20 protein-coding genes and 1 pseudogene are annotated in these 22727 nt (G+C 48.1%); 14 read left to right on the forward strand and 7 right to left on the reverse strand.

The window, feature by feature from the left end:
* Positions 1-18 precede the first annotated feature (18 nt).
* Entirely contained in the window at positions 19-1683 is a 1665-nt protein-coding gene (locus PWYN_RS28080; protein WP_052087928.1) for an ATP-binding cassette domain-containing protein, read from the reverse strand.
* Positions 1680-2492: an ATP-binding cassette domain-containing protein gene (locus tag PWYN_RS13205; RefSeq protein WP_036652354.1), complete on the reverse strand. Its 813-nt coding sequence runs from the start codon at positions 2490-2492 to the stop codon at positions 1680-1682. Before PWYN_RS13205 ends, PWYN_RS28080 begins: the two co-directional genes overlap by 4 nt.
* A gap of 126 nt (positions 2493-2618) precedes the next feature.
* Between PWYN_RS13205 and PWYN_RS13210 the strand changes: the two genes are divergently transcribed.
* On the forward strand, positions 2619-3230 hold the full coding sequence (locus tag PWYN_RS13210) for a biotin transporter BioY (RefSeq protein WP_036652356.1): 612 nt from the start codon (positions 2619-2621) through the stop codon (positions 3228-3230).
* 73 nt (positions 3231-3303) lie between these two features.
* Here PWYN_RS13210 and PWYN_RS13215 read toward each other — a convergent pair whose 3' ends face one another.
* Both PWYN_RS13215 and PWYN_RS13220 read right to left on the reverse strand, forming a co-directional pair.
* On the reverse strand, positions 3304-4818 hold the full coding sequence (locus PWYN_RS13215) for an alpha-amylase (RefSeq protein WP_036652358.1): 1515 nt from the start codon (positions 4816-4818) through the stop codon (positions 3304-3306).
* 41 nt (positions 4819-4859) lie between these two features.
* The gene (locus PWYN_RS13220) at positions 4860-5705 is read right to left on the reverse strand and encodes a DUF72 domain-containing protein (protein WP_036652361.1); all 846 of its coding nucleotides are present in this window, start codon (positions 5703-5705) and stop codon (positions 4860-4862) included.
* A 185-nt stretch (positions 5706-5890) separates the two neighbouring features.
* Here PWYN_RS13220 and PWYN_RS13225 point away from each other — a divergent pair, with 185 nt between their 5' ends.
* The 6 genes from PWYN_RS13225 (at position 5891) to PWYN_RS13250 (ending at position 10535) form a co-directional block, all read left to right on the forward strand.
* A complete protein-coding gene (locus PWYN_RS13225; protein ID WP_052087929.1) occupies positions 5891-6745 on the forward strand; it encodes an MBL fold metallo-hydrolase in 855 nt (284 codons plus the stop codon).
* Positions 6746-6793: 48 nt separating this feature from the next.
* On the forward strand, positions 6794-7240 hold the full coding sequence (locus PWYN_RS13230; protein WP_036652363.1) for a YdeI/OmpD-associated family protein: 447 nt from the start codon (positions 6794-6796) through the stop codon (positions 7238-7240).
* 523 nt (positions 7241-7763) lie between these two features.
* Positions 7764-8240, forward strand: a complete 477-nt coding sequence (locus PWYN_RS13235) for a DUF2975 domain-containing protein (protein ID WP_036652366.1) — start codon at positions 7764-7766, stop codon at positions 8238-8240.
* Positions 8241-8251: 11 nt separating this feature from the next.
* A complete protein-coding gene (locus PWYN_RS13240; RefSeq protein ID WP_036652368.1) occupies positions 8252-8479 on the forward strand; it encodes a helix-turn-helix domain-containing protein in 228 nt (75 codons plus the stop codon).
* Positions 8480-8613: 134 nt separating this feature from the next.
* Positions 8614-9390, forward strand: coding sequence for a DUF817 domain-containing protein (locus tag PWYN_RS13245; RefSeq protein ID WP_036652371.1), 777 nt, complete (start codon positions 8614-8616; stop codon positions 9388-9390).
* A gap of 119 nt (positions 9391-9509) precedes the next feature.
* Positions 9510-10535, forward strand: a complete 1026-nt coding sequence (locus PWYN_RS13250; RefSeq protein WP_240479734.1) for an NAD(P)-dependent alcohol dehydrogenase — start codon at positions 9510-9512, stop codon at positions 10533-10535.
* Positions 10536-10790: 255 nt separating this feature from the next.
* On the opposite strand, the gene PWYN_RS28085 is transcribed toward PWYN_RS13250, so the two are convergent.
* Both PWYN_RS28085 and PWYN_RS28090 read right to left on the reverse strand, forming a co-directional pair.
* Entirely contained in the window at positions 10791-11378 is a 588-nt protein-coding gene (locus PWYN_RS28085; protein WP_276203425.1) for a GGDEF domain-containing protein, read from the reverse strand.
* A pseudogene (locus PWYN_RS28090) lies at positions 11373-12065 on the reverse strand (histidine kinase N-terminal 7TM domain-containing protein); the annotation flags it as partial. The gene PWYN_RS28085 and the pseudogene PWYN_RS28090, both read right to left, overlap by 6 nt.
* A 180-nt stretch (positions 12066-12245) precedes the next feature.
* Between PWYN_RS28090 and PWYN_RS13260 the strand changes: the two are divergent.
* From PWYN_RS13260 to PWYN_RS13285, 6 genes are all read left to right on the forward strand, one after another.
* Complete coding sequence (locus PWYN_RS13260) at positions 12246-13028, forward strand: ABC transporter ATP-binding protein (protein WP_036652373.1); 783 nt, start codon at positions 12246-12248, stop codon at positions 13026-13028.
* 2 nt (positions 13029-13030) lie between these two features.
* On the forward strand, positions 13031-13843 hold the full coding sequence (locus PWYN_RS13265) for an ABC transporter permease (RefSeq protein ID WP_084146707.1): 813 nt from the start codon (positions 13031-13033) through the stop codon (positions 13841-13843).
* Positions 13843-14760: an ABC transporter permease gene (locus tag PWYN_RS13270; RefSeq protein WP_084146708.1), complete on the forward strand. Its 918-nt coding sequence runs from the start codon at positions 13843-13845 to the stop codon at positions 14758-14760. Before PWYN_RS13265 ends, PWYN_RS13270 begins: the two co-directional genes overlap by 1 nt.
* A gap of 151 nt (positions 14761-14911) precedes the next feature.
* Positions 14912-16015 carry an ABC transporter substrate-binding protein gene (locus tag PWYN_RS13275; protein WP_052087932.1) on the forward strand — a complete coding sequence of 368 codons (1104 nt, stop codon included), beginning with the start codon at positions 14912-14914 and terminating at the stop codon, positions 16013-16015.
* A gap of 349 nt (positions 16016-16364) precedes the next feature.
* Positions 16365-17828: a CoA-acylating methylmalonate-semialdehyde dehydrogenase gene (locus PWYN_RS13280; RefSeq protein ID WP_036652375.1), complete on the forward strand. Its 1464-nt coding sequence runs from the start codon at positions 16365-16367 to the stop codon at positions 17826-17828.
* A 44-nt stretch (positions 17829-17872) separates the two neighbouring features.
* Positions 17873-19231 (forward strand): aspartate aminotransferase family protein, encoded by a 1359-nt coding sequence (locus PWYN_RS13285; protein ID WP_036652377.1) that lies wholly within the window; start codon positions 17873-17875, stop codon positions 19229-19231.
* On the opposite strand, the gene PWYN_RS13290 is transcribed toward PWYN_RS13285, so the two are convergent.
* Complete coding sequence (locus PWYN_RS13290; protein WP_036652380.1) at positions 19206-20894, reverse strand: PucR family transcriptional regulator; 1689 nt, start codon at positions 20892-20894, stop codon at positions 19206-19208. The two genes, PWYN_RS13285 and PWYN_RS13290, sit on opposite strands and share 26 nt — an antisense overlap.
* 366 nt (positions 20895-21260) lie before the next feature.
* On the opposite strand from PWYN_RS13290, the gene PWYN_RS13300 reads away from it, so the two are divergent.
* Positions 21261-22652 (forward strand): NAD(P)-dependent oxidoreductase, encoded by a 1392-nt coding sequence (locus PWYN_RS13300; protein WP_052087933.1) that lies wholly within the window; start codon positions 21261-21263, stop codon positions 22650-22652.
* Positions 22653-22727: the final 75 nt, after the last annotated feature.

Genomic DNA, 22727 nt, shown 5'->3' on the forward strand with positions numbered 1-22727 from the left:
CTAACCTGAAGAGCAGGGCTATGAAAGAAGCCATAGCCCTGATGCTGTCAATAGAATAAAGACTAGTGCCAACGTATCGCTTCGGTGCCAGACTAGAACAAACCAAGGGGTGCGTTCCTTGCTCGGATCATAGCCGCGCGATTCGATAGCTGTCGCAAGCTCGTCACCCATACTGATGACTAGAATGAGCAGGGGTACAATGAGCATAGACATTTGTCTGGGTGTCCAACGTTTGAGCGGATGCTTCCGCCGTCCGCGTGATCTCAGCGCCAGCTGGAGCTGGGATAATTTGCGGAGAATCCAAGGTATGAACTGCAAAGTAATCGAGACAGCCAATGACCAATTCCGCGTATGTATCCCCAGTTTTTTCAGTGGAGCAATCGCCCACTCCAACGCTTCACGAAGCGGTGCCCCTGTAGTGGTCTCCGTAAACAGAAAACCTAGTGCTATCATCAGTATAAACCGCAGAATACTTAATCCTCCCTGCACGATTCCTGAATAGGATATACCAAGAGGTCCAAGCTGCCAATCCGCATGATGCAAGGATATAGAGGACAGCACCCATAAGAACAGGAACATGATTAGAAAAGGCCGAAAGAATACGACGGTTCTCCTCCAGGTTATATCCGCAGACCAAACCAGTACAACAATGAATCCTGTTGTAAACAGCAGAGCGCCAGGGGAATTCATTCCCAGTATAATTAGAGTCCATAATGCCATTCCCAGCCATTTCACTCGGGGGTCAAGAGCTTGCCAACGAGCCTTTCGTTTGGAAACCGAGGCGCGGTGCAGACTTGCAGACGGAAGATTACTGTATACCTTATGAGCGGTCAACGCCTCTTCAGGGTCCCGACCCAATGCAGGATGAACGTCATCCGCAGGAATAGGATAGACATGATCACGAAGCTCCTTGAGGAGGCTTTCATGGCTGCCGGGTATACTGGACAACAGACCCTGCAGTTTGAGCTTTCTGCCTATCCGGGCATATACAGGTGCTTCAAGACCGGCTGCATTGAGCTCATCTGGTTCGTCGATCAGCGGAGCGACAGCGCCTTGGTAATGAACGGAACCCTGACACATCACCACAATCTTATCTGCGATCGGAAAGAAGCTGTCCAAGTCATGCGTACCAATGACAATCGTCAATCCGCTTCTCCGCAATTCCTGTATCGTTTGCAGGAAGCCGCGGATAGCTGGAGGATCGAGACCTGCCGTAGGCTCATCGAGAACAAGCAGATTAGGAGTGATGGCAATTGCTCCGGCAATACAGAGCCTCCGTTTCTCCCCCCCGCTTAATAAAAAGGGGGAACGCTGACTGTATAGTTCATAGGGGAGTCCTACCTTATCCATTGCATGTTGGATGAGTCCTGGCCTAAGGGGCTTCGACACTTCGCGTTGTTCTAGTCCGTACTCAATATCCTTATGAGCGCTGCTGGCGAACAGCTGCGTTTCAGGCTGTTGGAACACCATGGATACTGAAGAATTGTCGTCTTTAATGGAGGAGCTTATGCTGCCGGAATCAGGCTCATCCAATCTGGATATTAAGCGCAGCAGGGTGGACTTGCCGCTGCCGGTAACTCCGCAGATTAAGGTAAGCCGACCTTCAGGAATATGAAGGTTAATATTATGCAGTACCTGTTTTTTATCATAGGAATATGTAATCTCTTCTAATTTGATTGTCATAGGATACCCTCAAGATCACTTTCTGTTAGCGGCAAATTCTCCTTAGCCCACCCTTGGGATTGTAGCAAACGGCCAATGCCTAGAACAGGAGGGAGGTCCCAGCCCAGCTTATCGGGAAGAGGTGAAGCATAGAATAAGGTCCGCGGGTCTCCGTCATAAATAATCTTTCCTTCCTCCATCACTGCCACTCGGGGACTTTCAGACAGCTCCTCCATACGTTGGGTAACCCACAATACCGTTGTACCCTGTTTCCACAAATCACGGGCGAGGGTAAATATGTCTCTGCGTCCGGCGGGATCCAGCATGGAAGTGACCTCGTCAAATATAATCATCTCGGCATCCAGTGCCAGACAGCTCGCTATGGCAAGACGTTGACGTTCTCCGCCGGATAGTGAGGCAATATCGTCCTCGGCTTTATGAGCCAATCCTACTTTTCTGAGCAGCCTATCGATCCGAACCTGCATTTCAATCCGGGGAATCCCCCGGTTCTCCAGCCCGAAGGCAATATCTTCTGAAGGGGTGGAGCCGATGGTTTGCGACTCCGGGTTCTGGAATACGAGCTGTATACGCTCTTTAACAGCCTTCCGATTCACAGGGGAGTTCAAATCAAGTCCAGCAGCGCTTAGACTCCCTCCAGTGGGCATTACTAAACCGTTAAAGGTGCGTATCAAGGACGATTTACCACAGCCGTTAGCACCGGTAAGCGCAAGCCATTCACCCCGTTTAATTTGTAAATGAATTCCTTGAAGAACAGGCAGCTCTTGTTGTCCATCACGGAACATTAAAGTTAGATTATGTGCTTGAATCATTCTCGTGCCTGCTTTCCTGAAGCTGAAATCATCATTTGTTCTCGATTATAGCAAATAATTAAAGATTGATGTATTGATTTAGGGATGATATAGTGATCCTTAAAAAACTGGGGGTATTTCTCAACCATGAAGGAATGGTCTATTAGAGGTTTGGTTTTTAGCGCTTTGTTCGCCGCAGTCATGATATCTTTGAGCTCCATGAAAGTTGTATTGCCCTTTTCGGCCGTTCCGATTACGCTGCAGACTTTGGCTGTCATGCTCGCCGGATCTGTTCTGGGAGCCCGTTATGGCACGCTTTCAGTGCTGATTGTTATCGGACTGTGTGCAGCCGGATTTCCGGTTATGGGCGGTAAAGGCGGTGTATCCATCTTGACCGGTGCTACTGCCGGATATATTTGGGCTTGGCCCTTCGCGGCCTTTCTAATTGGGTGGTTTGCTCAGCGTATGACACAGACTAAATACACGGTACTCAAACTGTTGGTGGTCAATTTTGTATTCGGTTCATTACTAGTGTATCCAAGCGGGGTAAGCTGGCTGGCCTACTTTTACCAGATTGATTCCGTATCGGGAGCTTTGGTTGCGGGTATGTGGCCATTCCTGCCGGGTGACTTCATCAAGGCAGTAATCTGCTCGGGTGTTGTAGCTGCGGTCTGGAAGGTATACCCGATAGAGCGGATTCTTAATGTAAAAGCGGGCACCTGGCAGTCCGATGAAAAAACACTGCCCGGCCGTTCATAGAACGGTCAGGTCAAAAAAGTTCAGTAAACGTAAAAATCCTCCCGTCTGCTTATCGTAGACGGGAGGATTTTTACTATTTAACAGTATTCTTACTAGCCTCGTCAGTAGGAATTCCTGCTTCCTTATCCTCGGGGGGTTCAAGGCTTCCCCATACGGAGACACTGCCGCTATTCACTTTGAAGGTTGCCCAGCCGTCCTTTTCAATGGTTATGGACTCTTGCCGGTTCTTTGTGAAGTCAACCCAGGCTTCACCCGCACGATGTTCGCCTACGAACATTCGCTTCTCACCATCATCACCGTTGGAGATTACGACCGCACAGCCCGTCCCCTCATATTCCTCGACTCCGCGCCGAACCCAGCCTATGGTGTTAGGATGGTCGAAATAATCCTCCTGCTCGCCGTATGCTTTTTGATAGCGGACATAGAGCAGGGGATCTATAGCCGTCTTCTTGCTATCCACCGGTGAGGGGCCGCCGATCCCGTAATAGTCTCCATAGAATATGACAGGATAGCCGTCCCGGCGGAGCAGGGTCAGAGCATAGGCACTTTGCTTGAACCAATCCCCAACCCATGATTCCAGCGCTTCGTGGGGCTGTGAGTCATGGTTGTCTACGAAGGTTACGGCGTTGGCGGGATGCGTCTGGACAAGGGTATCCTCGAAAATTTTGGTCAGATCAAAGTCTCTGCCCCCTAGCGAAGCAGCATGAAGCTTGTAATGGAGGGAAACATCGAATAAATCGATCTGACAATCCACGGTGTTCAAAAATTCCCGGCAGGCATTTAAGTCCGAATTCCAGAACTCCCCAACGATATAGAAATCCTCACCGCGCTTTTTGGTCATCTCTGCTGCGAATTCTTTGATGAAATCATGATTAATATGCTTAATGGCATCCAATCGATAGCCGCTGCATTGGAGTGTATCCACCAGCCATTTACCCCATTCCAGCATTTCTCTATGAACCTCTGGATGGCTGTAATCAATATTGGCGAACATGAGATAATCATAGTTACCGAACTCATTATCCACATTCGAATTCCAGCTTTTATTCTCGCCTATAATTCGGAACACACCACTGCGGTTTTCTTTAGCATCAAAGTCGGTGCCGTTGAAATGACTGAAGTCCCATTTAAAGGTGGAATATTCATCTCCGCGGCCCGGGAAGGTGAACTTGGTCCAACCCTCAATCTCAAAAGGCTGCGATATGTCCTCCATCCGATTATGGGGATCCACCTCAATGACCTGGAAGGTTTCCTTTTCATCTGCACCGGCTTTATGATTCATGACTAGGTCTACGTAAACGGCGATGCCATTCTTTTGGCACTCGGCAATGGCTTCAACCAGCTCCTGCTTGGTGCCGTATTTTGTACGGATGGTTCCCTTTTGATCAAATTCCCCAAGATCGTACAGATCATATACACCATATCCCGTATCCTCTGCGGAGACAGCCTTTGTAACGGGTGGTATCCAGACCGCATCTATACCCACCGCCTTGAGGTCCGGTGCCAGCTCGCTAAGATGCTTCCAATGATTTCCGTCAGCGATAACATGCCACTCAAAAAATTGTATCATCGTATGGTTACGTTTCATCTCACACATTCCCTTCAATCCACTTTATATGTAGAATTTCTCTAGAATAAGTCCAACTGGCGCGGGGCTAATCCCTGTTCTTCAGAGCCCAGCATAGCTTGAAGCTCTTTCGCATTATCAGTAGCATCACCGCCTGAATTATTGTTAAACACTACGTACACAACTTTTGAAGATTTCTCTAGTTGAAGCAGGTGCTCACGCCACTCCTCGAGCTCTTCGGTGCTATAACGGTATAGATATCGAAGATTGCGCCAATCCGGATGCTGACTCTGATTCCAACCTCCCACACTACGTCCGTGCATGCGGACTAAGGTCATCTCCGGCGAGGTAGCCACAGGAACTATGGGAACGGAGCCGGAACCGGCTTGAGGCTCATCCACAACCGTATGAATCCAGCCTTCCTGCTCCAAAAGCTGAAGGGTCTTATCTCGGTATTGGGGACTGTACCAGCTGCTATTACGGAATTCAAGCGCACAAGGGACGTCCAGCATCAATTCTTTGGTCTCGTGTAAACGATTAATGTTCTCCCGGGTGCAATCGAACCAAGGCGGGAACTGGAACAAAGTCATCGCCAACTTCCCGCCGCGAATCACCGGTTGAATGGAATGATGGAAGGCTTGGAACATTTCCTCTATGGTATCATAATAGTTCTTCTTACCGCGCAGATGGCCTGTCATTCCTTGATAAGCCTTAACAATAAAGCTAAAGCCGTCCGGTGTTTGTTCCACCCATTTGGTATAATTTTTAACAGGCTGCACTGCATAAAAGGAGCTGTCGATTTCTACAATCGAGAAATGGGCGCTGTATGTGGGCAGTCGCAGGGCCGGTTTGATTTTGCCGTACAGCTCCTCATGATCCCCGAATCCTGTTAGACCTATCTTAATCATACCCCCGCCTCCTTCTAAATGTGCGAATATAATCTGATTTAAGTGTCAGCTATTCCTTATTAAACGAAATAGGTGGTGTGAAAAACAGGGAGTGTTGATTTAAATCTCGAATTCATGCAACATGAAGGTAATAACAGAAGCCCATTCAATGTAAAGCCCAGTTTGACAACGAAGGAGAGCTACCCATGGAGCATAAGTTTCAGCAACTAAGTAAGAATGTAATCATTATGCACGCGGAGCATGACACGGACCGACCTATTTTGGCAGCGGTACTAGGTGGCAGACGCACCCTTCTGATGGATGCGGGCAATTCACCGGCTCACGCAGAGCTATTCCGCGAAGAGTTGTCCAAAAGGGGCTATAGACAGCCTGATATTCTAGCTCTAACCCATTGGCACTGGGATCATACCTTCGGCATGTCCGCCTGGAATCTGCCTGCAGTAGCCCATGTAGAGACCGCCAACGCACTAGCTTCTTTGGCAGGGCTGGACTGGTCAGAGGCTTGTCTTGAGCAGCTGGTAACTGAGGGCACGATTAGTAAGGAAAGTGCTGCTGATATACGCAAGGAATACGGGGAAGAGCGGACCATCACGCTGATGGAGCCGGACATAATTTTTAAAGACCGAATTACCCTTGATCTTGGCGGAGTTACTTGTGAACTGGTTCATGTAGGCGGGGATCATTCAGAGGACTCCTGCTTCTTATATGTGAAAGAAGATCGTATCTTATTTCTTGGAGATGCCCTCGGCCCCTCTGTTTATGGAGGACCGCGAAAATACAGCAGTACCGGCTTCTTAGGACTGCTCCGTCTAGCGTATAACTATAGGGCAGAATGGTATGTGGAATCCCACGGAATACCCATGAATGAGGAGGAATTTCGCAAGGATCTATCCTCTTGGGAACGAATGGCACGTGTAGTGGATGTTTTCGGTCATGACCGTGAACGGGTGGTTCTGGAGATGAAGACTTTTCTGAAGATTGATGAGCTGCCGGAGGATTTGCTTCAGGGACTTGAGTATTTCATGGCGGGGACGAAATGAACTGAGCCTATGAACTAGGCCTACAGTTCTTAAGGGGGATTATCCAATATGGCGGAAACATTTAGCACAAACATTATGAAAGTTCATAATAAAAATGCAACAGGAATTCCGGTGCCGGCTGAGGTAATCACCAGTCTGAGCGGGAGTAAGAAGCCCAGTGTCAAGGTGAGCTTCAACGGATATACATATCGCAGCACCGTTGCTGTGATGGGCGGTGAATTCCTTATTCCCCTGAGTCAATCCAACAGGGAGGCCGCAGGCGTGGAGCCGGGTGATGCGGTGGAGGTCACTCTTGAACTTGATCTGGAACCTCGTACCGTTGAGATTCCGGATGACCTTAGAGTGGCGTTGTCTGCTCAAGAGGGGGCTCTTGAAGCGTTCGGAGCCTTGGCTCCATCGAAGAGTAAGGAATGCATCCGTCAGGTAAATGACGCGAAGACTCCAGAAACCCGAAATCGTCGGATTTCAGCAATCCTCGCCGCTTTATTAAAGTAATGAGACCAACATTTGATTATCCCTGTTCGATAAGGTAAAGGTAAGTTAAGGTTTATTCGAAACACACCCCGTTTCAGTGCGGCTCAGTCGAGAAACGGGGTTTTTTCTATGTATTAAGTGAAATAAATGTACTTTGTACAACTAGAACTACCTAATTCAGCGGATGCTGCTTTTTAGGTGCACATTGTACACTTATTTCTTCACTATTGGGCTGAAAAGATGATTCGGATGGACTTTAGATGTATAAAGTACAACTAAAGTCTGGCAGAAGCGCTTCATATATTAAATAAATGTATAAAGTACAACTAGAATGCACAAGAGCTGATATGGAAAGTAGGGAAATTGATAGTTTTTAGTTAAAAGCATTTCTTTTTAATGAGAAATGCTTTTTTTTCTGTGTATAAAAGTAAGGGGAGTTTAAAACAAACAATATAAATACACTATATAACAATATAAATATATTGCAAAACGATAAATATTGTGTTAAATTCAAATTGAAAAATAACTAAATGAGGTGCATTTTATGGTACGAGGAACAACACTTATTTTAAAGGTTACTGTTTTTGTTATTGCCCTTCCGATTCTTGCTTTGTGTATCTTTGTGTTGCCTTTGATAGCTAAAGAGGCGTCAGAGTTTTATCCTGCTTATTGGATATATCCCGCAATAACCGCTTTGTATGCAACCGCGATACCGTATTTCGTTGCATTGTTTCAGGCATTAAGACTCTTAAGCTACATAGACAAGGACAAAGCTTTCTCAGAATTATCTGTAAGAGCTTTAAAGATTATAAAATACTGTGCATTCACAATCAGTATTTTGTTAGCGGCATGCATGCCATTCTTATTTGTAATAGCGCAGGATGACGACGCCCCGGGTCTCGCAGCACTCGGATTGGTCATTACTTTTGCTCCAATTGTGATTGCGGTCTTTGCCGCTGTTCTTGAAAAGCTATTAAAAAATGCCATAGAAATAAAATCAGAAAATGACTTAACGGTCTGAGGTGAATTAACATGGCGATTATAATTACTATTGACGTGATGCTGGCTAAAAGGAAAATGAGCGTTACAGAACTTTCGGAGAGGGTTGGAATAACGATGGCTAATCTCTCCATTTTAAAGAATGGAAAGGCAAAAGCGATCCGATTATCCACTTTAGAGGCGATTTGTAGAGCTTTAGAATGTCAGCCTGGAGATATTCTGGAATACAAAATAGACGAAGACACCCATGGGTTAAGGTAGTTCAATAAACCACACACGAGGCTGCCGCTAATTTGAACGGCGGCCTCGTTTCGCTGTGAGGAGTATGAAGTAATGTTTTTGTACATACAGTAGTTGGAGTTGCGTGTCGTTAGGATAAGCTACCCGGCGAGGAGATGACATCATTGAAATCAATAATACAACTACTGCATTTTGGCTATCATCAGGCGATGAGTTGCTTATTTCCTATTGCGATCTTTGGGACGTTAGCTCTATCCGGCGTAATAGAGGTACCTTTTGTCTATCGTTATGATGCCATTCTTCTTATACTGCTTACAGTGCAGTACCTCATGTACCGCAGTGGACTCGAGACACGTGATGAAATTAAAGTGATCTGCATATTTCATTTAATTGGTTTGCTGCTGGAAATATATAAGGTAAGGATGGGATCGTGGTCATATCCTGAGCCCGGTCTGACGAAGTTGTTCGGTGTACCGCTCTATAGCGGATTTATGTATGCGAGTGTTGCAAGCTATATGTGTCAGGTATGGCGAAGACTGAAGATGGATATGACCGGTTGGCCGGGGCTTGCTCCTGCTGGATTACTAGGAGGAGCCATCTATTTGAACTTTTTCACACATCATTTCATTCCTGACTTCCGTTGGTGGCTGACGGTGCTTGTGCTCATTGCCTTTTGGCGAACATGGATCATTTATCGGGTACGGACCATTACCTATCGAATGCCCTTAACACTGGCTTTTTTCCTAGTAGGTTTTTTCATCTGGTTAGCCGAGAATATAGCTACTTATTTTAATGCTTGGAAATACCCTAATCAGTATCAAGCCTGGCAAGTAGTTAGTTTCAGTAAAATCAGCTCGTGGTTCCTTCTGGTAATCATTAGCGTTATTATTGTTGCCCAGCTTAAACATGTTAAAGCTAGCCGGAAAGCGTAAGCTTAATAATAGTTAAGTTACCTCTATACAGAGTGTGATACCATACGTTTATTACGTATAAATTGGAACGCTTGCTAATGAAACCGGGACACACTTAAGCTATCGAATGGAGAATGACCATGGGAGAAGACATGAAGGATGCAGGCTTACCCAGTGAGCAAGGAGTACACACGATGACGGCGATGGTCTATGATACCTATGGACTGCCAGAAGTCCTCCGACTGGAAAAAGTGGATGTCCCTGCACCGCAGGACCATGAAGTGTTGATAGAGATCCATGCGGCTTCGGTTAATTCATGGGATTGGGATCTTCTCCGTGGAAAACCGTACATAACCCGCCTGGGCAGTCTCCGTAAGCCCCGTTATCGAATTCTTGGCGCGGACATCGCGGGGCGGGTAGTCGCTGTGGGCGCCGCCGCCACACGATTCCGGCCGGGGGACGAGGTTTTCGGCGATCTTTCCGGTTGCGGCTGGGGCGGATTTGCGGAGTATGTATGTGCCAGCGAGGAAGCTTTGACACCTAAGCCTGCCGGGCTGAGCTTCGAGCAGGCGGCGGCCATTCCTCAGGCGGCCGTTCTAGCCTTGCAGGGGATGCGCGATAAAGGAAATCTGCAAAAGGGCCATCGGGTTCTTATCAATGGGTGTGGTGGCGGAGTGGGTACGTTTGCGGTTCAATATGCCAAATGGATCGGGGCAGAAGTGACCGGCGTTGACAGCACCGGGAAGCTGGATATGCTGCGCGTTATCGGGGCGGATTATGTGTTGGATTATACGAAAGTTGACTTCACCGCAAGCGGATTAAAATACGACCTGATCCTCGATGTCGTCGGAAACCGTTCGGTTGTCGCGCTGAAGCGCGCACTAAAGTCAGGCGGCACGTATGTAATGGTCGGCGGTTCTATCCACCGCATCCTCCTAGCTTTGTTGGCGGCACCGCTATCCGCTTGGCTTGAAAGGAAGACAATAGCGCTGCTAGTCCATAAGCCGAATCACGAGGATCAAATGGTATGGAAGGCGCTTGTCGAAGCAGGCCAAGTCGTGCCTGTTATTGATCGGCAGTATCCTCTAAGCGACACGGCCCAGGCGCTTCGTGATCTTGGAGAAGGCCGTGCGAAAGGGAAAATCGTCGTGTCCATGAAAAGTTAAAAAACACCCCGTTTCAGAGCGGCTTAGCCGAGAAACGGGGTGTTTCCTATTTCATTAAATAAAATAAATGTACTTTCTGCAACTAAAACTCCTACATTCGCCGGATGCAGCTCTTTAGATGCACTTTGTACACTTATTTTTTCACTATTGGGCTGAAAAGTGGGTTTAATTCGAATTTAGATGTATAAAGTGCAACTAACGTCTGGGACAAGCCCTTCATGCATTAAATAAATGCATAAAATACAACTAAAATAATTACACCAAGGTAAATTCACTACTCCCCACGCCGTGGGAGATATGTACGGCGTTACGCCCATTTCTTTTAGAGGTGTATAGTGCTTGATCCGCTCCCCCGAGCATCTCCTCATGTCCATAACGGTCATTGATGCTCTTGAAATGATCAATGTCCAGCAAAATGAGGGACAACGGGCTCTCGGTATGTGCCGATTCGGCAAGCCGTTTTCTACTCAGCTCCATAAAGTATGTACGGTTGTAAATGCTGGTAAGGCTATCTATAGTAGCCAGCTGTGTAAGCTTTTCCTGCAAAGAGTACGCTCCGTTACATCGATAAGCATGATCAATCTGCCGGCCCAATGACCATTCCATTTCCCTCTCCTCTTGAAGCAGCGGATCTGATTGCATGACATAGGAGACGGCATCTTTGCCGGCGGGAAGAAACAGTTGGGCCAGCGGTTTGCCGATAGCGGCGGAGCCCAGTCCCTGAATCATCTCGGCGGCGGCCCGGTTATAGTCAATGAGCATATCAAAACGATCCGTAACCAGCACGCCATCCCGCATGCTCTCAAAAAGGTTCTCACGATCGATAGGGGCTGCTGTGAGCATTCCTCTGGATTGAATAGCCCAAATATACATAACCGAGGTCAAGCTCATAATGACGGGTACAGGGTCCATTCCATAAGGCGTTTTGCCGAGCAAATATAATAAGGCGCCCAACATAGGGATAAAAAGGCCAGTAAGTATCGTGAACATCTGTCTGCGGTACACACGCTTCATTCGGTTCCATTGACACAGCATTAACAATGTAGATGCCAGCATACAGCCGAAGGTGAAGCTCCCGTGAACGATGTACTAGGGCCCCATAGTGATATCTACTAGTGGAGTGGGCGTATCGGCACGCAAATATACGGAACGATAGAACAAATGATGATAATCGTTGGTCCACACCAGCAGCATTGTTAGGAAGGGTATCGTATAAAGCGCTGCCACTTTTCTTCGATTGGTCAACCTCTCCAACCCCACGAAATGTAAGACCATAATCAGGCTCGAAGGGGCAATGAACGGCATCCCCAAATACTCCACTTTTAACCAAAGATTGATTTCTTGCAGAGAATTACCCGATAGCTCAAGCGCAATACCTAAGGTATAAATGGCTGAAGTGCAAGCGATAGCATTGAAGGACTTTACGCCCGCAAAATCGGTTTCCTTATAATAAGCGAGGATGGCGAGAAGGGCGTTCAGCACCCCGGGAATAGCAACGATCACAATATAATTGGAGATTAAAGTATTCATGTCGCTATGGACATAATGACGGAAAATTGCCGGAGGTATTTTACTCTTTGTCTAGTGTGAGTGTAAGGTTCAATGTGTAATATGTTAGTTAAAGCTACATCAAAATGTAATCGGGCTCATATTTGCAATAAACATGTCACTAAATATAACATTATATATTCAGGATTGGGAGGGATAGGTATGTCAACGATACTGACGGAGATTCCTGAGATTAAATTAGAGAATATAGAAATGAGGTACCAAACCGAAACGGCGGATGTATTGGCGCTTCACCAGGTTAGTCTTGATATCGCTAAGGGGGAGTTCGTTTCACTGTTGGGCCCTTCCGGCTGCGGAAAAACAACACTGCTGAGACTGATGGCTGATCTCATTGAGCCAACGGGCGGTAATATTACCGTCGCAGGCAAGAGTGCCAGAGAGGCAAGGCTCGCTCAGAAGTACGGCATCGTCTTCCAAAGTCCTGTGCTCTATGACTGGAGGAAGGTTAAAGACAACATTACGCTCCCTCTTGAATTGTTGGGAACGAAGAAATCGGTACGTGAGGAAAAGGCGCTGGAACTGCTGGAATTGGTGGGATTACAGGGCTTTGCGGATAAATACCCATGGCAGCTCAGCGGGGGGATGCAGCAGCGTGTGGCAATCGCCAGAGCCTTATCGATGGAACCTGAAATTCTTTTGATGGATGAACCGTTCTCGGCTCTGGATGAATTTACACGCGAACGTCTGAATGAAGAATTGTTGTCTGTCTGGAGTAAGGTTCAAAACACTATTGTATTTGTTACACACAGTATTCCTGAATCCATTTTTCTGTCCGATCGGGTATTTGTGCTATCCCCGCACCCGGGACGGCTATCCTCTGTTGTGAATATTCCTCTGCCTCGTCCGCGTACCGCCGAAATGAGAAACAGTCCGGAGTTTTTTGAACTGATCGCCCGTATTCGCGATAGTTTCGAAGGGGTGTAGCTATGAAAGGAAACGGCCTGTTAATGCGGAACCGCCTGCTCCCGCTCTTCGTATGGATATTCGGATTTCTACTCTTGTGGGAAGCTGTTTCCTGGCTGCTGCTGAATGTAATGGAGACGCCGCTGGCGCAGTCCAAGCTGCCTTACGTGCATGAGGTGATGGCTACCTTATGGCAGTATAAAGGCACTCTTCTCAAGGAAGGTGGAGCGACCTTCGGTAGTGCAGGTGTCGGTTTTCTGCTCGGTGCAGCTGCCGGGATTGTGTTGGCGGTACTGATGAGTATTTCGAAAATAGTTGAAAAGCTGACTTTTCCTTATGCTATTGCTTCACAAATGATCCCTATTCTAGGCCTTGCTCCAATTATCTACGGAATTGTACGGGATGATCAAATCTCACGCATTATTATCTCGGGTTATATTACCTTCTTCCCCGTTTCACTTAATATGCTGCGCGGCTTGCGCAGCGTGGATCTATCGGCACTGGAATTAATGCACTCCTATGCGGCTAAGCCGTGGGCGGTGTACTGGAAGCTTCGTTTGCCGGCAGCTCTCCCCGGATTGTTCAGCGGACTTAAAATTGCCGCTCCGCTGGCGGTAACGGGTGCCATTCTGGTTGAACTTATGGGAGCCCAGCACGGCATCGGTGTTATCATGCTGCGCAATCTTTACTACGGCCCCTCTCATACTTATATGTTCTGGTCTACGGTGATCGTCGGCGCATTGCTCGGGATCGTGAGTTATTGGTTAATGAGTCTGGTCGAGCGTGCAGTAGCACCTTGGCAGCCGGAGTTCCGCCCGAAAGGAGGCAGCCGCTAATGGATAGAAGCTCAATACAGGAGGCGGCGTATATCCCCTCTCCCGGAAATGACGGAGTTCGTCGTTCGGCAGCAACGGAGAAGAAAGGCCCTGGCTTACAACCTGAAGTTGAGGTGAAATCCAAAAGGCGCGGGAGGCCCGGAGGGTGGGTGAGATGGCTGGATGCCGGGGTGATTTTACCTTTGTTGGCAGGTGTTGTTTTCCTTGCACTGTGGGAGAAGCAGTTCTATCACTCTATATTTGATTTGAAAAAATATCAGCTGCCCTTGCCATCAGCCATTGCGCAGTCGATGAGAGAGAATTTCAGTCTGTTGTTATCCTATACCGGATATACACTGACTGAGGCGGTTCTCGGGATGTTGGTCGGCTCGGCTATCGGATTCTTGATTGCCTTAACGGCAACGGCCTGGCCTCGTTGGGGAGGGGGGAGTCTGACGATGGTGGCTGCCCTTAATGCCGTTCCAATCGTGGCGCTTGCCCCCATTATGAACCTTTGGTTCGGGGATGGCATCGGTTCGCGGGTTGCGATTGTCACGGCAACTACAATGGCGGCAATGGCCATTAATGCCTACAAGGGTATGGCGGCAATAGATCCGCTGGCGCTCGATCTTATGCATTCCTATGCGGCGGGCAAGCCTGCGGTATTCCGCTATTTGAGGATTCAGAACAGCCTGCCGTATGTATTCACTGCACTTAAGATCAATGCTACAGCCAGTATGATCGGAGCCATTGTCGGGGAGTTTTTCTTCTCTTCCAGAGGGCTTGGGTATCTGCTCTCCAACTCCATTAAGGTAGCTAAAATGCCGCTTGGCTGGTCCTGTATCGTATTGGCTGCGGTGGCTGGAGTGTTATTTTACCTAGTTGTTGAAAGATTGGAGAAGATTTTTATCAAATGGCATCCGTCTGCCAGATCCTGATTCATGAAATTCACTTCAATACATCCGGCCTCAAGTGTTAGGGACAAAGAAGTCCTCCTTAAGCCGTTTGCATAAAGAGCACCGCGATAGTAACCATACTGTGCATTCTGTTTGTGAGAGACTAAAAATTACGGTAGGGGGAGTTCAATTGATGAACGTGAAGAATCGGAAGTTTCGTGGTGTGTTCTTGTTGGCGGTTTTGATGCTCGTGATGACTGTGATGGCGGGGTGTGGAGGAAATAATAATGCCGCTCCATCTGCGGAACCGAATGCGGCTGCCAATGCTACGACTGAACCTGCTGCTGAGGCGACGGCTGAACCTGCTGCTGATCCCGTTACAGTTAAGTTGCAGCTGAAGTGGGTGCCGCAGGCACAATTTGCCGGATACTTTGTGGCTCAAGATAAAGGCTACTACGCTGAAGAAGGTCTTAAAGTGGAAATCCTGCCGGGAGGCCCTGATATCGTACCTGAACAACAAGTAGCAGGCGGTTCCGCGGATATCGGTGTGGATTGGGTGGCGAGCTTGCTGACCAGTCAGGAACAGGAAATGCCGCTGGTGCAAATTGCTCAGATTTTCCAAAAGAGCGGACTTGTGCTGGTCTCCAAAAAGGATGCAGGCATCAGTACTCCTGCGGATCTGGAAGGTAAGAAAGTGGGCAACTGGATGGGCGGTAATGAATTTGAAATCTTGGCTCTTTTTGATAAATATAAGCTCGACCCCAATAAGGATCTGAATTTCACGAAGCAAGGTTTTACCATGGACCAGTTCCTGGGTGGGGAAATTGATGCAGCCTCGGCAATGACGTATAACGAGTATCAAGTTGCGCTGGAATCAGGAATTCCTGCTGCGGATTTGAGTGTCATTGATATGAATGATGAAGGTGTAGCGATGCTTGAGGATAACCTATTCGCGAACAAAGAATGGCTGGCAGAGAATAAAGAAACAGCGGCTAAATTCGTTCGTGCTTCCCTTAAAGGTTGGAAAGAGGCTATCGCTGATCCTGCTGCTGCAGTAGATAGTGTGATGAAGCTGGCGGAAGCTGGCAGTACAACGAAGGAACATCAACTGACCATGATGAATGAGGTCGCTAAGCTGATCCTTCCGGAAGGTTTTGATCCTGCCAAGATGGGTTATACCGATGCTGCGGCTTTCCAGCAAACGGCAGATATCGCGCTTAAATTCGGTGTGATCAAAACAGCTTCCAAAGTAGACGAAGCCTACACTAATGAGATTGTTGAGATGGCTAGCAAGTAAGCTCTAACCACAGCATATTTATCAAGGGATGGCCGTCATTTTGGCGGTCATCTCCTTATAATATTATAAAATGAACTAAAAATTGATAGGCCAGAGGGGGTAACGGAGGTGAGGTTTAGGACTGTAGGAGCGATAGCGACCGCCCGAAAGCTTTCCGTAGGAAAGCTCGCTTCGAAAGCATAAGCTGTATCCGGATTTCAACCGCTAAAAGCGGGTTAAATCAAGAAATCTGGATACAACAGCGGCCGGAAGTCCAAACACTCACTGTAGTTACACCCGCTATAGGCCTATAAGGGGCCGAAGTTCGTTTTATATAGTTAACAGCAGATAGAGAAAAGAGGTGCAAGGAATGTCTCTACTGATTACAAATGCGATAAGGGTCAAGAACTATGTGGGTGGAGATTGGGTGGAATCATCCTCGGGGCGGGATGAGGAAGTGTTCAATCCAGCAACAGGTGAAGTGATTGCGTATGTGCCTATCTCCGGAAGAGATGAACTGAATAGGGCTGTTGAGGCTGCTGCATTGGCTTTTCAATCGTGGAAAAGAGTTGCCGTACCCCGGCGGGCCCGCTACTTCTTTCAATACCAGCAGCTGCTGGTTGAACACTGGAATGAGCTGGCGGAGCTGATTACGCTAGAGAATGGTAAAAGTCTGGAGGAGGCCTACGGGGAGGTTCAGCGGGGGATTGAGTGTGTGGAGTTTGCTGCAGGGATTCCGACTTTGATGATGGGCAGTCAGCTGCCGGATATCGCTACCGGTGTGGAGTCGGGCATGTTCCGCTATCCTTTGGGTGTAGTAGGGGGCATTGCTCCGTTCAACTTCCCGATGATGGTGCCGTGCTGGATGTTTCCGTTGGCGATCGCCTGTGGCAATACCTTTGTGCTAAAGCCTTCCGAGCGTACACCGCTGCTGGTAAACCGCCTCGGGGAACTGTTCGCTCAAGCAGGATTTCCTTCGGGTGTGCTGAACATTGTTCATGGTGCGCATGAGGTTGTGAATGGCTTGCTGGAGCATGAGGAAGTTAAAGCAATCTCATTCGTGGGCTCGCAGCCTGTGGCGGAGTATGTCTATAAGACCGGGACCTCCCATGGTAAACGTGTTCAAGCTCTAGCTGGAGCTAAGAATCATTCTATCGTTCTTCCCGATGCGGATCTGGATAACGCAGTGAAGAATATAATATCAGCGGCCTTTGGCTCAGCGGGTGAGCGATGCATGGCTTGTTCCGTAGTGGTGGTTCATGAGGATATCGCTGATGAATTGGTGGGCCGTCTAAAAGAGGCGGCGGATGATCTTCAAATTGGCAATGGCATGGATAAAGGTGTATTCCTGGGTCCAGTAATCCGTCAGGCTAATAAGGATAGGGCTGTATCGTATATTGAGGCGGGTGAACGTGAGAATGCCAAGTTGGTCCGGGATGGCAGGACAGATGCTGTAGTAAGCGGTGCTGGTTATTTTATCGGGCCGACGATCTTTGATCATGTAAAGCCGGGCATGGTGATTTGGAAAGATGAAATATTTGCACCCGTGCTAGCTGTAATTCGCGTCAAAGATCTAAGTGAAGCCATAGCTGTTACGAATCAATCTCCGTTTGCGAATGGGGCCTGCATTTATACGGACAGCGCCAAGGCGATCCGTGAGTTCCGTGAAGAGATTGATGCGGGGATGCTGGGTGTGAATCTGGGTGTTCCTGCTCCCATGGCGTTCTTCCCGTTCTCTGGCTATAAGAAATCCTTCTATGGAGATTTGCATGCGAACGGCCGGGATGGCGTTGAATTTTATACTCGCAAAAAAATGATCACTGCACGTTATTAATCCATTCATATAAACCAATAGGGAGTTTGAGGGGAGAGAATGCTATGCAGAGCTTGGAGACGGAAAGTGAGCTGGCGATTAAGAAGGATCAGAAGTACTTATGGCATAATATCACCCCTTACAGTGAAACTAACCCGCCGATGATCGCAACTTCGGCTAGCGGTTCATGGGTCACGGATATTCACGGAAATAAATATTTGGACGGTATGTCTGGTTTATGGTGCGTGAATGTGGGTTATGGCCGGAAAGAGCTGGCGGAGGCTGCTTATAACCAATTGCTAAGTCTGCCGTATTTTCCGTTGACGCAAAGCCATCTGCCTGCTATTGCTCTGGCGGAGAAGCTGAACGAATGGCTGGGAGATGATTATGTAATCTTCTTCTCGAACAGCGGATCGGAAGCGAATGAAGCAGCTTTCAAAATGGCCCGTCAATACCAGCAGCAGATCGGCCAGCATTACCGCCACAAATTTATCGCCCGTTACCGCGGGTATCACGGTAATTCGATGGGAGCCTTGGCGGCTACCGGTCAGGCGCAGCGGAAGTATAAGTACGAACCTCTCGGAGGAGGATTTCTACATGTGGCGCCGCCCGACAGCTACCGCCGTCCTGCCGGACAAACGGTAGAAGAATTCAATCTGCAGTGTGCGCAAGCCATTGAGGATACGATCGTATGGGAAGGCGTGGAGACTGTCGCGGCTGTGATTATGGAGCCGGTGATTACAGGGGGAGGAGTGATTGTGCCGCATCAAGTCTATATGGACCGGGTGCAGGAAATCTGCCGCAAGCATGGCGTGCTGCTTATTATTGATGAAGTAATCTGCGGCTTTGGGCGCTCCGGACGTAAATTCGGCCATCACAACTTCAATATTAAGCCCGACATCGTGACGATGGCTAAAGGGTTGACCAGTGCCTACCTCCCGTTGTCCGCAACAGCCGTACGTAAGGATATCTATGAAGTCTTCAAGGATAACAGTGATGACTATGGTTACTTCCGCCACGTTAACACGTTCGGGGGGAATCCTGCAGCTTGTGCATTGGCTTTGCGCAATCTAGAGATTCTGGAACAGGAGGATCTTATCGAGCGTGCGGACATATTGGGTGCTAGATTGAACCGAGAGTTCTCAGAACTGCTTGATCATAAGCTTGTAGGTGACATCCGCAGCTTTGGATTAGTTACAGGTATTGAGCTTGTTGAAGATAAAGTTACTAAGAAACCGGTGCATCTGGACACGGTAAAAGGAATTATAGCCAAGTGCAAAGCTAAAGGGCTTATTATCGGCAAAAACGGCGATACCGTAGCCGGTTTTAATAATGTGCTAACCTTTGCTCCGCCATTATCCTCCACTGACGAGGATATACAGTTTATTGTGGATACCTTTAAATCTGTAATGAGCGAGAGCTAGGCAGGGCGAACTTTTCCGGATAAAGAAGTTGGTAAGCCCGCAACGCCACCTGAATCGATATCCGATTCTCCGGTAACATGAAGTCTTCGCCGAGCAGTTCAGTGATTTTATCTAAACGGTAATAAAGTGATTGTCTGACAATGAACAAATTCCGTGCTGCAATCTGCTTGGAGCCGTCGTGGTCCAGATAGACACGGAGGGTCAGCATCAGCTCACTGCCCTTGGTCTGATCGTGGTCGATTAGGGGCCCGAGATAGCTGCGTATGAAGGCTTGAAGCGTTATGCCGTCATTTAAGCTGAGTAGTAGCTGGAACACGCCGAGCTCTTCATAGAACAGTAATGATTTTTGGTAACAGGGGTATAGAGATAATGCTTGAACAGCTTCCTGATAACCCGCATACGCATGTTTAAGCCCGGTATGGGGTTTGCCGACGCCGATAATGAGTTGCAGGTCCTTTAGCTTCTCGTCGGATCGGATGTGCTGTAAGGAATCGAGTGCCTGCTGCAGTCTGGGCTTGCCTGGAAGCTTGGATTGGATATCAAGGGCGATGACGGTCAGGCGGTTATTTTTGAGCGTGATAAGTGGACGCAGGGAATATTTCTCGAAAATGGATCTCAAGATGAGCGACAAGTGGAAGGTGATGGATTCCCAATCATTTTCGGAGCTGTTCCATTTCACATCCCGGGGATTCTCAATCTCGATCAGGCATACGCGGTACGGGAACTCGTTCATCACATTGAAGTCTGGTCCGATCAGGCTTTTAAGGCGCTTATCGTCTTCTATCCGACCGTTGATCAGCTCATCAACCCATAGATTCTCCGAAAAAAGCTTACGCTCTTCCATATAACGCGTGCGAAGCAGCTCCTGGGCAATAGACAGCGATGCGGAGTCCAGCAGCAGGCAGTCGAATTCCTGCGGTTTGTGGGTACAAACCATCATGAGATAGGCCCATGTCTGATCGAGTGCCCCTACAGGCTTAATCATCATAGTTTTATTCCCGTATTCCCGTGTATAAGGCGCCGCATCAGGTTGGCTGCCTTCCACCTCTTCGCCGAAGGTTGCGAAGAAACGAAGTAAGGGGGCTTGATCCTCGGGGGAAAGCGCCGGGAAGAACAGGGGTTTGCCTTGCAGCTGCATATAGACGATTTGTGTGCGGGTGCTTTTAGATAAGAGTTGAAGGACTTTGATTGCCCCTTGCGAGGTTAAGGTTAACCGGTGGAATTCACGTGAGATACTCTCCAGTTCCTGAAGCATCCGGTGATGGCGGTTGATAATAAGGGAATGCAGATCCATTGTGATATCTACAAAGCGAACGGTGCGGGTGAAGATGATCAGCGGGAAATCATGCTTATCGGCCAACTCGACTAACTCTCGCGGAACGGAACTGAAATAACTACCGATTTCAATGCAAAGACAGGCGGCATTTTTGTAAATTAGATTCTCCATAAAGGCCAGTGAAGAAGGCACATCAACGCCTATGCCAATACCCGTAGTCAAAATCATCTCCTCGCCATGAATCAGACTCTCGAAGCTTGCGCTTTCGAGTACATGCACCCAACGAATGGACCGATTAAGCCCGCTTTTTCCTCCGATCACCTCCGCTTCTGCGAACAGTGGTCTTTTTAGTGCATCGCGAATGGTAAATACAAGCTCCCAATCCATAGCTGTTCCCCCTAATCTAATCGTAAATCGTAAAAAATACACTTTTGAAATTAGACAATGTGTCTAGTGTAACGAAAATAGGAATTGATTATAGTTTGTATATAGTATGTTAGAATATATTACTTAACCCGGCAGGGGTTGGATAAGTTTGGGTGATTTATTTCTATTTTACTATAAAAAACACTTGCGGTAAGCAGAAAATTAAGACGACTATCGTAATAATGTTATATTATATAACACATATATGCTGTGGGGAAGAGAATATGAGCCGAAAATTCGTAAGTGCGCTGGGAATTTTCCTCGAATCGACTGAAAGACCTATGCTTCAGCATAGAAATAACCTAATACCAGATGGAGGGATAGCTGATGGGACATGATGCTCCGTTAACCACATTTTCACCGGATATGTTTATGCGTAATTTCGCTGAGGCCCAGTCGGGATTGACCCGTAAGGGCGCGATAGATGAGTCTAACCGCTGTCTCTATTGTTATGATGCTCCCTGCATTAAAGCCTGTCCGACCAGCATTAATATTCCTTCATTTATTAAAAGAATTGCCACGGATAACCTCAAAGGTTCGGCTTATACCATCATGGACGCAAATCCGGTGGGAGCCAGTTGCGCCCGCGTCTGCCCAACAGAGGAACTGTGTGAAGGGGCTTGTGTGCTGAATGATACCTCCGAACCGATCAAAATCGGCTTGCTCCAGCGTTATGCAACAGATTGGGCGATCCAAGCCCAAGTTCAATTATTTACAGCCGATGAATCTAATGGCAAAAAAGTCGCTATAGTGGGCGGCGGACCGGCCGGATTATCCGCAGCCCGCGAGCTGGCCCGTAAGGGATTTTCCGTTGTGATCTATGAGGCAAAGTTGTTGGCTGGAGGTCTGGATACACATGGAATTGTATCCTTCAGACTACCGCAGTCCGTATCCCTCTGGGAAGTAGAGCAGGTAGAGAAGTTGGGTGTGGAGATACGCACGGGTGTAAAGGTCGGCGTAGATGTGTCGGTAGAAGAGCTTAAATCCAGCTACGATGCCATAGTACTGGCTGCGGGAATGGGTTATGTCCCCCCAATAGGTATTGAAGGAGAACGATTATCAGGTGTATATGACGCTATCCAATTGGTGGAGAGCACCAAGTCGGGCATTCCAACGTTGGAACTGATGGGCCAACGTGTGGCTGTCATCGGCGCAGGCAATACAGCCATTGATGGAGCAACGTGCTCCGTACGTCTCGGTGCAGCGAATGTGAAAATGGTCTACCGCCGCACGCGCGAGGAAATGACCGCTTATGATTTTGAATATGAATTCGCCAAGCAAGAAGGCGTAGAATTCAGCTGGTTAACCCTTCCCAAGCGAATCGTTGGCGATGAGCTTGGGAATGTCACGGGTCTTGAATGTGTACAGATGAAGCTTACGGGTGAGGTGGGCAAGGATGGGCGACTTGTCCCGATGCCAATCGAAGGCTCTGAATTTATAATGCCGGTAGATGCCGTAGTGGTTGCGATCGGTCAAAAGCGTCGTACCGACCTGATCGATGCCTTCGGCCTGCGTCATGAATGGGGTGTTGTCGAAATTGATGAGACAACATATCGCACCTCCGACCCGCAAATCTATGCCGCCGGGGATATTGTCTTCGGTTCCGGTAAAGGCGAGGCCATGGTCGTATCCGCCGCCCAACAAGGCAAGGATGCCGCCTACGCCATCATCCAGCAGTTCCTCCCCCAACAGACGAGCGTGATTGGCTCGGCAGTTTAGAAGAAATTCAATTTTTCTATGATGAGGGTGAAAAGTAACGAAGGGGAATTTTGGAACTGGAGGAGCGTTAGCGCT

Origin of the sequence: Paenibacillus wynnii (assembly GCF_000757885.1) — a bacterium.
GTDB classification, from domain to species: domain Bacteria; phylum Bacillota; class Bacilli; order Paenibacillales; family Paenibacillaceae; genus Paenibacillus_AQ; species Paenibacillus_AQ wynnii.

Coding starts and splice junctions, on each gene's coding strand:
- PWYN_RS28080 (WP_052087928.1), bottom strand. CDS start 1,683: ATGACAATCAAATTAGAAGAGATTACATATTCCTATGATAAAAAACAG.
- PWYN_RS13205 (WP_036652354.1), bottom strand. CDS start 2,492: ATGATTCAAGCACATAATCTAACTTTAATGTTCCGTGATGGACAACAA.
- PWYN_RS13210 (WP_036652356.1), top strand. CDS start 2,619: ATGAAGGAATGGTCTATTAGAGGTTTGGTTTTTAGCGCTTTGTTCGCC.
- PWYN_RS13215 (WP_036652358.1), bottom strand. CDS start 4,818: ATGAAACGTAACCATACGATGATACAATTTTTTGAGTGGCATGTTATC.
- PWYN_RS13220 (WP_036652361.1), bottom strand. CDS start 5,705: ATGATTAAGATAGGTCTAACAGGATTCGGGGATCATGAGGAGCTGTAC.
- PWYN_RS13225 (WP_052087929.1), top strand. CDS start 5,891: ATGGAGCATAAGTTTCAGCAACTAAGTAAGAATGTAATCATTATGCAC.
- PWYN_RS13230 (WP_036652363.1), top strand. CDS start 6,794: ATGGCGGAAACATTTAGCACAAACATTATGAAAGTTCATAATAAAAAT.
- PWYN_RS13235 (WP_036652366.1), top strand. CDS start 7,764: ATGGTACGAGGAACAACACTTATTTTAAAGGTTACTGTTTTTGTTATT.
- PWYN_RS13240 (WP_036652368.1), top strand. CDS start 8,252: ATGGCGATTATAATTACTATTGACGTGATGCTGGCTAAAAGGAAAATG.
- PWYN_RS13245 (WP_036652371.1), top strand. CDS start 8,614: ATGACATCATTGAAATCAATAATACAACTACTGCATTTTGGCTATCAT.
- PWYN_RS13250 (WP_240479734.1), top strand. CDS start 9,510: ATGGGAGAAGACATGAAGGATGCAGGCTTACCCAGTGAGCAAGGAGTA.
- PWYN_RS28085 (WP_276203425.1), bottom strand. CDS start 11,378: ATGCTCACAGCAGCCCCTATCGATCGTGAGAACCTTTTTGAGAGCATG.
- PWYN_RS13260 (WP_036652373.1), top strand. CDS start 12,246: ATGTCAACGATACTGACGGAGATTCCTGAGATTAAATTAGAGAATATA.
- PWYN_RS13265 (WP_084146707.1), top strand. CDS start 13,031: ATGAAAGGAAACGGCCTGTTAATGCGGAACCGCCTGCTCCCGCTCTTC.
- PWYN_RS13270 (WP_084146708.1), top strand. CDS start 13,843: ATGGATAGAAGCTCAATACAGGAGGCGGCGTATATCCCCTCTCCCGGA.
- PWYN_RS13275 (WP_052087932.1), top strand. CDS start 14,912: ATGAACGTGAAGAATCGGAAGTTTCGTGGTGTGTTCTTGTTGGCGGTT.
- PWYN_RS13280 (WP_036652375.1), top strand. CDS start 16,365: ATGTCTCTACTGATTACAAATGCGATAAGGGTCAAGAACTATGTGGGT.
- PWYN_RS13285 (WP_036652377.1), top strand. CDS start 17,873: ATGCAGAGCTTGGAGACGGAAAGTGAGCTGGCGATTAAGAAGGATCAG.
- PWYN_RS13290 (WP_036652380.1), bottom strand. CDS start 20,894: ATGGATTGGGAGCTTGTATTTACCATTCGCGATGCACTAAAAAGACCA.
- PWYN_RS13300 (WP_052087933.1), top strand. CDS start 21,261: ATGGGACATGATGCTCCGTTAACCACATTTTCACCGGATATGTTTATG.